The following is a 10,883-nucleotide window of genomic DNA, read 5'->3' on the forward strand; positions in this document are numbered from 1 at the left end:
CCGTAAAAGATGGAGCCGATGTAGGAGCAAGAGTAAGCACCGGTGGCGTGGACGGCGGAACACCTGAAGCAATCAACATCTCAGGCGCAACTACTATAATAGGAACGAATTTAAATTTAGCTCAAAACGACAGGGGAGTTCGCACGGCAGGCAGAATGGAGCTAAATGTAACGGATGGAGCGACTATACAAGGAAATATACATACAAATATACATGGAGATAAAGTCGATCAAATAATTAATGTTACAAATTCTACCGTAAAAGGCGATATACTAGGCTCAGCTACAGGCGTAGATAAAGTGACCGTAACCAACTCCACGATAGACAACATAAATACTAAAGGTGGAGATGATGTTATTAACGTCAATTCAGGCTCTAAAATATATTATAAAGTATCTGGAGGCGACGGAAAAGACACTATAGTAGTAGATGGCGCCGGAACTAAGGTGGGAGAAAAGCTAACCACTCCTGAACTGAAGCTAGAAGGTTCTATAACAGGCGGAACCGGAGATGATGACATCACTTTAAGTGGTGGAGCGCATGCTCTAAACGCTGGCGTAGCAGGCTGGCAAGGCAACGATACCATTACTATAAAAGACAAAGGAACAAAAGCGTTTAGCGTTGCCGGGCACGACGGAAACGATATCATACGAGTAGAAAGCGGAGCTACTGTAGATCATGCCGTTAGCGCAAATACAGGCGACGGAAGCGTGGTCGTAACGGGAAAAGACACCAATGTCGGCGGAATACAAAGTAACGGAAATTCAGATATCTTGGTTGATGATCAAGCAGTAGTTAAAGGAGGACTGTTTGCTTACGCCACTCAAGGAGAGCAAAACATAATCGTCCAAGGAGGCTCCAACGTAAATACGATCAGTACAATTTATAATTTTGTAACCGATAAAATCACCAGCGGTCACACCAAAGACAACATAACCATAAAAGACGCCTATACTACGGTAAAAAATATAAGGACAGGCGATCATGACGATACTCTCATAGTTCAAGACGGAGCGGTTATAACCGGAAGCGCTATTTTGGGTTCAGGCAAGGATACTAAAATCACCGCCACGAACAACGACGGAAATCTAATCATAAATAGCATGGAAGGCGATAAAACTATAGATTTATCAAATTTATCATATGCCGATAAAAATATAAAATCTATCGATCTATCAGCGGTAGATGGCGCAAAAATGAATATAACCGCAAAAGACGTTTTAGACATAGATAAGGCTAACGGAGATGAGACCCTTACCATAAAAGGCGGAAACGATGATACGGTATCTGATACAGGCGGCTCAACATGGACCGGTAAAGATAACGGCTCATCTAAGGAGTATTCAACCGAATTGAGCGGAGAAACGGTAATCATAAATATAGATAAAAATATCTCAACCGACCTATAAAATTTTAAAACCACAAACGCTTTACAAATTCCAGAGTGTTTGTGGTTTCACTTATGCCGCTTATATAAATTTCATCCGCAAATTTTACCCGCCAAACTATTAGCTGAAAAATTGCCGAAGAGATGTATAATATTGATCACAAATAGATTAAATCGGTCAGATGATAATTCTTTAAAAGGATTATGATGATAAATTATACTCTACAGCAAATTTTTGGCAAAAATAAAATTTGGGCGGGCGTTCTTGCTACGGTGATGGGATTTTTCTCGGACGTATGCCAACCGCTTGCTCCTTTTAGCAAGTATCTGTTTTTTGCAAGCATTATCGTAACTTGCGTGTTGTTTTTGGCATATATAGCTCTATCAAGCCTTCGAGAAAGAGTATTGCCCGTTATAGTATTTTCCGTATTTTCCGTACTTGCGACAGGAGCCATGTATGGACTGCAAAAGATTGATGATCAAGGAGAAGAGAAAGGATTTTTCGCAGCGTCCATCCCAATTTTAGAAGATATACAAAAATCGCTTGGAATCATCAGCCAGGACATATCTGAGATAAAAAAAGACACCGCAGACATCAAAACATCGGTTAAAACAGTTGATGAAAAGATAGATAAGCTAATTGACGGTATCGGCAAACAAAGCGGCATAGTCCCAAGCCCTAAAACAGCGCAAGAATTTTATCACAATGCCAGAATTTACGAACTAAACGGCGATTATGCAAATGCAAGAAAAGCTTACGTTAGGTATTTTGCTTTTGATGATCATAAGCTTGATCCGCATATAAGATTTCAAAAATTTTTAAAAATTCAAGAGGGAAGAGCCGGCGCTAAAGAGCTTTATAACGATATGTTCGGCTCAAGCATACACCAAGTAGACCGATATGCAAGGATACTTTTAGACGATACGAAAGAAAAAAGAGAATATCTTTTAAATTTTATTAAAGAAAATCCCGACTTCGCGCCCGCTTACTACGAGCTAGCCAGGCAGCATTCAAAAGCTGTTTTAGGCGAGCAAAGCCTTAATGATAAAAAGTTTGAAAAAGATTACATCAGCAAATTTTTAGAACTAAACGACAAAGGCAAGCTGGCAAAATATTTTATCGACAAAGAGGAGCTGGACTCTCAAATAAAATATGCAAAAGAGCGTAAAGCGGAACTTGACAAGATAGATGAAAGCGTCTTTAAAAACCCCATTTCGGTAGATAGAATGCACACGAATTCGTCCTGGCAACTAAGCATTAACATCGCAGATAAGCCGGCTGAAATTTTTTATAGGATAGACGGGCAAGGTGATTTTATAAGTACCGGCTATATCGATGCAATGACATACCAAGATAGCGGCAAAAAAATACCGCAAAAGCTGGTTAGTATCTCAAATGAAGCTGATAGCGTAAAAGAATTTATAGAGTTTAAATACATAGATCAAAACGGAAAAGAGAGTGAAATTTTTAAGTATAAGTGGTTTAACAAAACCGCAGACGGAGAAACTCTAGATCCAAAAGCCCAAAACGACATAAGAATTCTTAAACAAACTCAAGCTTATTGGTTTACTAAAGAGTCACGCAGAGCGCCTTGGATAGAGGGCGATACAAACTATTATTTATATTTTTCACACCTGTTTTCTTATGCGGACGGCATAGAAAAGATAGAGTACGGCATCGACTCTGACGATGTAAATACCGTATTAGAAAAACCATATAGCAGGGATAGCGATAAAAATTTACTCAAAGTGGATCATAAATTTAATAAAGTTGTCATTAGAGTGTATTTCAAAGACGGCACCGATAGCGGAGTTGTGGAGTATAAATTCAATTAAAGCCAAAGCTTATCTGTGGCTTTAATTTGTTTTTATCAAAAAATAAAATAAAGCGAAACTACCTCAGCCGCTCTATTTTAACGCCTTAAATTTCGCCTTTATTCATATCTCGCTTACAATTTTTTTATAACAATCATCAAGCAGATCTTTGTAATCTTTGTTTATATAGCAATGAAAAAGTTGATAGTAGTATTTTAAAGTCATGCTTGTGGCTTCTTCTTTTGATAGAATTTCATCTTTTACATCTTGAAGTATGGTTTTATTAAACCTTAAGCAGATATCGTTAAAGTCATTTACGTTCAACTCGTCTATATAGCCGTCTTTTATGCAATTTTCAAGCATAGAATAGCTTCTTTGATGAAGATTGTTCGAGCGGAACATCTTGCCTAAAAATTCAGGCAACTTTTTGTGCGCTTTATTCGGAAAAAGCTTATAATACTCCTCTATATAGTTATCAAATTTTCCGTCATTATGAGCAAAAAACAAAAGCTCGTAAATTTCAGGTTTTTCATAGGAATAATCACAAAAGCATTTGCAAACTCTCATATAAACTTCTATAGAATTTTTACATTCGGCTATGCAGGCTGAGATCGCTTTATTGTAAGTTTCAAGCTGATCAAAAGTAGCCAAAAACACCAAATGCGTAAGATTGTCAAAATAATTATAAAGCGTAGCGCTTGAATACCCAGCAAGGTGTGCGGTATTTCTTATGTTTACCGCACGCACCCCTTCTTTTTCTATTATTTGATTTGCCGCATCAATAAAATACTTCATCATGCGCGCCCGTTTTATTTTATTTCTTTCATCTTTACTCATATTTTTATCACTCTATTTTATTAAATTTTAAAGTTTAATTATTAGATAATTAAACTTAATATGAAGTAAAAATAAGCTTAAATAAATTTTCAAACCAAATCCTAGCCAAATCTATACTCTACTCCAAATGTTCCGTTTGGATATTCCCATTTTTTAATAATATTTTTTTCGCAAAGCACTCTACAAGTTCCGCATTCAAGGCATCCTGCATAATCAAAATGAGTATTTCCGTTCTCATCTCTTTTATACAAACCCGCAGGGCACGCTATCTCAAGCTTTGCAAATTCGTTCATATCGATATCTTCGGTTAGCTCTATATGAGCATTGCTCTCATCTACGAAAAATTTATCAAGACTTAATTTTGCATCTACATTTACGCTGTTCATATCGATTTTACCCCTTTATAAGCATCTTTTAACAAATTCATATACCCGACCTCTTTCATACGAGGCAAAATTTTATTTCTAAGCGGTGTGCTGGCACCTTTAACTACGAACAAATCGCGCATGATTCCACTCATCATCTTTGGATAATCTTTAAAAATTCTCTCATTATCTAAAAATTTTGGAAGATCTTTATACAGCTTAAGATCTTTCATCACAAAGCTATTTTCAAGCTCTTTATCGTATTCCGCCATAGAATTTGCGCTAAAATCGCCTGATTGCTTGGCTTTTATTATAGTATTTGCAGCCACCACGCCACTTTGCACGGCCAAATCCATACCGCGAACGGAGTAGCCTACATTTAGACAAAGACCTGCCGCATCGCCTGCTACTATGACGCCGCTATCGCTTAGTTTTTTTATCGCTCCAAGTCCGCCTTCAGGCACGATATGAGCCGAGTATTCGGTAGTTTTGCCGTTTTTTATAAGCGGTTTTACAGCAGGATGGTTTTTAAAATTTTCAAGCATTTGTGGTACGCTCATAGAGCTTTTATGTGAGTTATGCAACCCAAAAACCACTCCAAGCGATATAGAAGTTTCGTTTGTGTATAAAAATCCTCCTCCCATTAGGTTATTGCTTGCGCTCCCCGCAAACAACCAAGCCACTCCCTCGTTGTCATTTACATTAAATATATCTTCAAGTCGCTCTTTGCCAAGTTCAATTATCTCCTTAACTCCGACGGCACAGGTATGAGAATTTAGCTCAACGCCAAGCCCGTATTTGGAGCATATGGTAGAATTGGCTCCATCGGCAAGTATGACCGTATCAGCCTCCATCTCTTCTCCGCCTGCTATCACACCACAAATTTTGCCGTCTCTTTTGATAAGATCATCTACGCGAATTCCCGTTATGATACTTGCGCCGGCTTCTTCGGCTTTTTCCCCTAGCCAAGCGTCAAATTTAACCCTTAACATTGAATAGGAGTTTTAAATATTAAGAAAAAGGATTTGTCACTTTCGACTAAGTCAGTTACTATTGGCGATTTTAAAACAAAGAGCACATATACTGGATTTTTAAGCAAAAGAGCATTAGAAATGATAAATCAAATTTATACCACCATATCTCCTAACGACTTTTTAGTAAATAAACCCAAAGCCACTATTCAAAATGTTTTACAACCACTTTTAAATAAGCTTTTTAATCAAAATTTAGATATAAGCGACGCAACCAATAGAGTAGTTATTCATACCCTTAGGCATACGTTCGCTTCGCATCTTGCTATAAAAGGCACTCCGATACTAACGATAAAAAAGCTAATGAACCACTAGGATATCAATCATACTCTAAGATACGCGAAACTAATGCCAGATAGCGGACGGAGAGATGGTAGAGACTTTATATGAGTATTAAACGAATTCTAAAACTAGGCAACAAATTTAGTAACTATTCAAAATATCTTGTAACTACTATTAAATAAGCTTTTTAATCAAAATAATGACTACCTTATCTTAATTGAAAAATTTGAATGGTTTAAAATTTTGCAGGACATAATTAATCATTAATACCTAACTTCTCAAACCACCCATTTCTTTTTAGAGTCTCACATCTTTGCTCAAAGTACCTCATCATCACTTCTGAAAGCGTAGTTTTAGCCTTTATATTTATCCTTTTATCCTCAGCATTGGCTCTATCTTTTTTGTAAAAGTCCAGCACATCAAGCTTTTCTAGTTTTTTGATATACTTGGGCATCTTTTTTATATAGATTTCTACTATTTTTTTAGCTGAATTATTGAACTTAGTTCTATCAACCTTAGCTCTTTTTACTATTTCCATAAAGTCGTTATATCTTATATTTGTCTGCTTGCCATTTATACTTAAATGCGACTCGTGGTTTTTGATACCCTCATAAAAGCCAGTGCAAGCGATATCATAAAGAGGGGCTAGCAAAATTTTGCCATTATCGTAAATAACCGATATGTTTTTCGTATGCATATCCTCATGTCTAATAAGAAACGAATAAAAATAATACTCAATCATTCTGAGTCTATCATCACTGTTTGGCAGTATCTTAGCCGCCATATCAAATAGCTTTTCAGATGAGGCTTTATATTTACTCTCACTACTTAACCCCATAAAAGTAGAAAACTCTTTTCGTTGAAATTTATAAGCGCCGATCCTATCAAAATACTTTATGAAGTAGTGATACTCTTTATCCTGCTCTCTTTTAAACACTCCACTCATAGGCACATCAAAGCCTAGCTCATTTTTCGCAAAGCTCATATGCAAATGCTCGTTTATGGCAATATGTGGAAAGTAATATTCGCTATTTTCATCGGCTTTTAGCGTATCGTATGGCTTGATAAAAAACTTCGCATTATCTTCATTTTTAGCCACTCGTATTGTATTATCCTTTACTACTACTTGAAGTTTATGCTGATAGCCTGATAAACTCATAGTTCTTACATGCTTTATCTCTTCGCTATTGCTCATAAATTTACTTGGGAAAAGCGAAACATCATCTATATCCACATCGTATTTTAGAATATTAGGAAAAGTATTAGTACCTAAAATTTTATCTTTCCCGGAAAGATAACTTTGAGACTTTACTTCACGACCAAATTCCAAAGCACTTGGCGAAAATACAAGATCGTTCTTGCTATAGTCATTATGCAGTAGCAAAAAAACTCTGTAGCGTTACTGGCTTTATCTATTAATATCTTTCTATCTATTCCCTCAGGTAGCGACTCCTCAAAATCCACAAAGCAACTCTTGCTCGTATAAATTTTAAAATTAATCGGCATCTCAAATTTAACGCCATATCTACCGCCAAGCAAAAAATCAGTATCATAAGCAAAGTAATAGTTCTCGTAATCATAGCCCAAATAGCCTATTAAAATTTGGTTTTGGTAAATAAATAGACGATGGTCAAAATTAGAATACTCGTCTGAAATTTCATAAGCCGTACTTGAAGCCTGCCCTACTACTCTTATTCGCTTTAGTTCGCTTAGCTTTTTTAGCTCATTCTGGATGGTTCTTTTTGATACTCTCTGGATATTCTTTTCTATCTGTAATCTTGTAAGTAATGTATTGCTATTTTTTAGAATTCTTACTATTTCTAGGGATACTTGATTCATTCTATATCCTTAATATAATCTTATATATATGCACAAGCTGCACGATAAGTATAGGGTAACTATTATTAATATATTCTTAAGCATATGCGCTATCTGCACGATATGGTAATCAACAAACTGGTCTTAAAAAACAAATCTAAACAGTTGAATAAGCATAAAGTTTTATCCATAAATATAGTTTTAGCACCATAGTGCTAAAACTTACTTAGCACTATCTAATTGATAGTGCTGTAAGGTCTTGCCAGACGGGCAATATTTTTCTTTGATAATCAAAGAAAAATATGATAAAAACCGCCTTTATTTTTATTAAAAATAACTAGGCGGTTTTTATAAAATGCGAAATTTGTTTTTATCAATATATAATAACCTTACAATATTTATTTCAATAAACCACATTGTTATAATTATTACACAGGATATAAAAATGAATAAACTTAAACCGGTAATTAGATTAAAGTCTTTTACGATTATCCTCTCGTAAAGCCCGAACTTTTATCACTCTTTGGATACAATTTCTCTAAAAAACCAAGCTACATAGTAGCTTACAGTAGTAGTTATGTAAATAAATAGGCTTGTATAAATTTAACGCGATGATGCTTTTTATCTGAAAAGTCAAATTTAAATTATTAAGATAATTCTTTAATGCGATTTTGATTAAATTATGTAAATTAAATTGATTAGGAGAAACCTGTCTTTTTATACGCACTAATAAAGACAGGTTGTGTAAATTTATTTACCACATTTGCAAGCAAGTCCTGGCAAAATATATCCTAGCGTACAAAGTATGAGTCCGTACAAGTTTATACCTAGTAGCATTGCATACTTTCCATCGCCTATTGCTATAAAATCAGGAAAAAATTTCGCATTAAAAGCATATGCTACACCTAGTCCTATTCCTAGCCAAAAACTAATATGAAATCCAAGCTTAGTAGGTTTTACGACTCCGTGCAGTAAAAATACTGGCGCAAGTCCTATTACCATTGTACCACTGATTGTTGTTGCCTTAAGTATGTCCGTGCCAACTATCATAGGTAAATTTCCAAAAACTGCAAAAAGTATCATAGAAATAATGCCCACTTTGATAGAAGTATTTGTAATAGTTTTATTTGCCATAGATGGTATATCATATCCTACAAGCTTTGAAAGACTAGAAAATGTAGAATCTAGTGTAGAGCCTGCAGCAGCTATCATAACAGCGGTCATTAAAAACATCGAACCAAATCCCATAGTCTTAGCAAGTTCGGCAGGTATATTTCCTTTTGCAGCAATCCCCTCAAGTGTCCCGTAAATACCTATAAAGCTAAATATCAAAATAGCCAAGAAACCCAAAATACCTGATATTATAAAGCTTTTTAACATAGTTTTTTCTTCGCTAATAAAACCTCTATCAGTAAGTACCGGATCATGAAATGGGTAGCTAACTAACTGCAAAATAGCAACTAATAGTAGATCCACACCACCATTTAATGCCCATTTTCCAGTATTTGCCAGCTCCACTATACCGTGTTTTGGCAATATAGTCATAATAACCCAAAGAGTAGCAACTGTAAATACCAATGCTTGAATTATATCGGTTACAATCGATCCTCTTAGTCCTCCCCTAACTGAATAAATAAGCGTAAATAATGTAAATATTGATGCCGCAAGTATAAATGGTGTACTGCCACTATCACCATAGTATCCTCCAACTACCGCGGTATTGCTCCATACTTCATTAAAAAGCCTAATCAGTATTGCTATACAAAAAGCAAGGCTAGCAGCAATACCGTAATTACTAGTTAAAAACTGCACTAAGCCTGTTGCACCAAATTTTCGTCTAAGTCTAAAGATTACAAAACCTGCTATTGGTATACAAAGCCAATATGTAGCATACGCAACACCACCAACAATACCGTAACTAGCTCCTAAATTCGCAGCATTTGTCACTGATTTTGCAAAAATCCAGCTTATAAAAATACTAGTTGTCAGCAAAAACGGTGAGACCTTAGCCCCATCCACACTCTCGCCTCTAAAAAACGAACCTACACTCCTAGCTTTTGGCGAAAAAATATACATCACTACACCATAAACGATTAAGAACCCCCAAAAAAAGGCTCCTGTATATTGCTCCATAAAATCTCCTTTTTACAATTTTATTCTATTATTTCATCTAATATTTCAATACAATCTTTTACAACACAGGGGCAAATTGTTCCAAAAAGCCCTTTTTCTTGAATTATTTTCATCTCTTCTGGTTTGCTTAAATCGTAACCTAAAATTTCCTTACAAATTTTTGAATTCCATTTATGCTGAAATTTTTCTTTAAATTCCGATAACTTGGCTTCAAATTTCTCTTTATCCCCGCCAAATTTTGCACCCAAAATCAATACACTAGCAAGGTATGTATCACAGGTCAAAGCCTCTCTTAATCCACCACCAAGACCGGATCCTAAATTTACAGCCGCTTTTGGATCCATATTTATATCTTGCGCGTATCTTTCAAATAATATCTGAGCACAGTTTATTTGGCTAAACTTATTTGCTATTTCTGTAACTTCAAGTTTTGCTCTATTTTTCATTTTCTTCCCCTTTTGTAAAATTTAAGACTTAAAGCATTTGCTACATAATTAGTGCTTGGCATCTCATTTACACCAGCCATTACGGTTGCAATATGCTTTATATTTTTTATGCCGTTACGCTGAAAATTCCGGGAACAAGTTGCACAATAAGTATAAACATTTGGAGTTTGCTCATCTTTTATCATCTGGCAATACCCGTTTGCTATGCTTTTTTCATTTGACTTTGCCAATCCTCCAAGCCCGCAACAATTTACATTCTTAAAACTATTTTTAACATTTGGCAAGTATTTTTTAAAACTTTCAAAGATAGGCTTTTCAATGCGTTCAGGGCAAGGATAGAACATATGCGCTTCTTCTTCTATCGTGCGGTTTAACCCAAGTTCTTCAAATTTCTCATAAATAGTTTTAAGTTTTATATCAACCTTATCCTTTAAGAAGTGGTAACAATTTGGACAGGCAAGTATCAGCGTTTCAACCTCTTTTTGCTCAAAAAGCTTGTTTAAATGATCTTTTGTATCTTCAAACTTTGTAGTTGCCTCAAAGAGAGGCTTTCCACAACAATCAATACTAAAATCAATCCCTAAAGGCTCAAAAATTTCAATAATTTTACGAGTTGTTCTTGGTAAAAAAGCGGGGAAATTACATCCAAAAAACATAAGCTCACGACTCTTTTTTGGTGAATTGTTTGCATAAATATATGGTGATTTTAAAAATTTAAGATACTTAAAAGGCTTGGGATTTTTAGCACGCAAATTTAGTGCTATCTCGT

General features: G+C 35.4%; 11 protein-coding genes. 3 read left to right on the top strand and 8 right to left on the bottom strand.

Annotated elements, in window-relative coordinates; translation table 11 throughout:
- Together CDOM15925_RS09720 and CDOM15925_RS09725 are read left to right on the top strand one after the other, a co-directional pair.
- On the top strand, positions 1-1,409 hold a 1,409-nt coding region (locus CDOM15925_RS09720; RefSeq protein ID WP_169943213.1), incomplete at its 5' end, for an autotransporter outer membrane beta-barrel domain-containing protein.
- Positions 1,410-1,594: 185 nt separating this feature from the next.
- Entirely contained in the window at positions 1,595-3,223 is a 1,629-nt protein-coding gene (locus CDOM15925_RS09725) for a tetratricopeptide repeat protein (RefSeq protein ID WP_169943214.1), read from the top strand.
- Positions 3,224-3,325: 102 nt separating this feature from the next.
- Here CDOM15925_RS09725 and CDOM15925_RS09730 read toward each other — a convergent pair whose 3' ends face one another.
- The 3 genes from CDOM15925_RS09730 to CDOM15925_RS09740 all read right to left on the bottom strand — a co-directional run bounded on the left by CDOM15925_RS09730 (position 3,326) and on the right by CDOM15925_RS09740 (position 5,396).
- Positions 3,326-3,997 carry a TetR/AcrR family transcriptional regulator gene (locus CDOM15925_RS09730; protein WP_169943215.1) on the bottom strand — a complete coding sequence of 224 codons (672 nt, stop codon included), beginning with the start codon at positions 3,995-3,997 and terminating at the stop codon, positions 3,326-3,328.
- 143 nt (positions 3,998-4,140) lie between these two features.
- A complete protein-coding gene (locus CDOM15925_RS09735) occupies positions 4,141-4,425 on the bottom strand; it encodes a ferredoxin family protein (protein ID WP_169943216.1) in 285 nt (94 codons plus the stop codon).
- Complete coding sequence (locus tag CDOM15925_RS09740; RefSeq protein WP_211436732.1) at positions 4,422-5,396, bottom strand: FAD-dependent oxidoreductase; 975 nt, start codon at positions 5,394-5,396, stop codon at positions 4,422-4,424. The genes CDOM15925_RS09735 and CDOM15925_RS09740 overlap by 4 nt, the downstream gene beginning before the upstream one ends.
- Before the next feature lie 18 nt (positions 5,397-5,414).
- Between CDOM15925_RS09740 and CDOM15925_RS09745 the strand changes: the two genes are divergently transcribed.
- Positions 5,415-5,750: a tyrosine-type recombinase/integrase gene (locus tag CDOM15925_RS09745; RefSeq protein ID WP_349644349.1), complete on the top strand. Its 336-nt coding sequence runs from the start codon at positions 5,415-5,417 to the stop codon at positions 5,748-5,750.
- 223 nt (positions 5,751-5,973) lie between these two features.
- Here the strand turns inward: CDOM15925_RS09745 and CDOM15925_RS09750 are convergent, their stop codons facing one another.
- The 5 genes from CDOM15925_RS09750 to CDOM15925_RS09770 form a co-directional block, all read right to left on the bottom strand.
- A complete protein-coding gene (locus tag CDOM15925_RS09750; protein WP_169943218.1) occupies positions 5,974-7,101 on the bottom strand; it encodes a HipA domain-containing protein in 1,128 nt (375 codons plus the stop codon).
- Positions 7,026-7,556 (bottom strand): HipA N-terminal domain-containing protein, encoded by a 531-nt coding sequence (locus CDOM15925_RS09755; protein WP_169943219.1) that lies wholly within the window; start codon positions 7,554-7,556, stop codon positions 7,026-7,028. Before CDOM15925_RS09755 ends, CDOM15925_RS09750 begins: the two co-directional genes overlap by 76 nt.
- A gap of 729 nt (positions 7,557-8,285) precedes the next feature.
- Complete coding sequence (locus CDOM15925_RS09760; protein ID WP_169943220.1) at positions 8,286-9,668, bottom strand: SLC5/6 family protein; 1,383 nt, start codon at positions 9,666-9,668, stop codon at positions 8,286-8,288.
- Between the two features lie 20 nt (positions 9,669-9,688).
- Complete coding sequence (locus CDOM15925_RS09765; RefSeq protein ID WP_169943221.1) at positions 9,689-10,114, bottom strand: C-GCAxxG-C-C family protein; 426 nt, start codon at positions 10,112-10,114, stop codon at positions 9,689-9,691.
- A partial coding sequence (locus CDOM15925_RS09770; RefSeq protein ID WP_211436733.1) for a heterodisulfide reductase-related iron-sulfur binding cluster occupies positions 10,111-10,883 on the bottom strand: 773 nt, incomplete at its 5' end. The genes CDOM15925_RS09765 and CDOM15925_RS09770, both read right to left, overlap by 4 nt.

Origin of the sequence: Campylobacter sp. RM15925, from assembly GCF_012978775.1 — a bacterium.
GTDB classification, from domain to species: domain Bacteria; phylum Campylobacterota; class Campylobacteria; order Campylobacterales; family Campylobacteraceae; genus Campylobacter_A; species Campylobacter_A canis.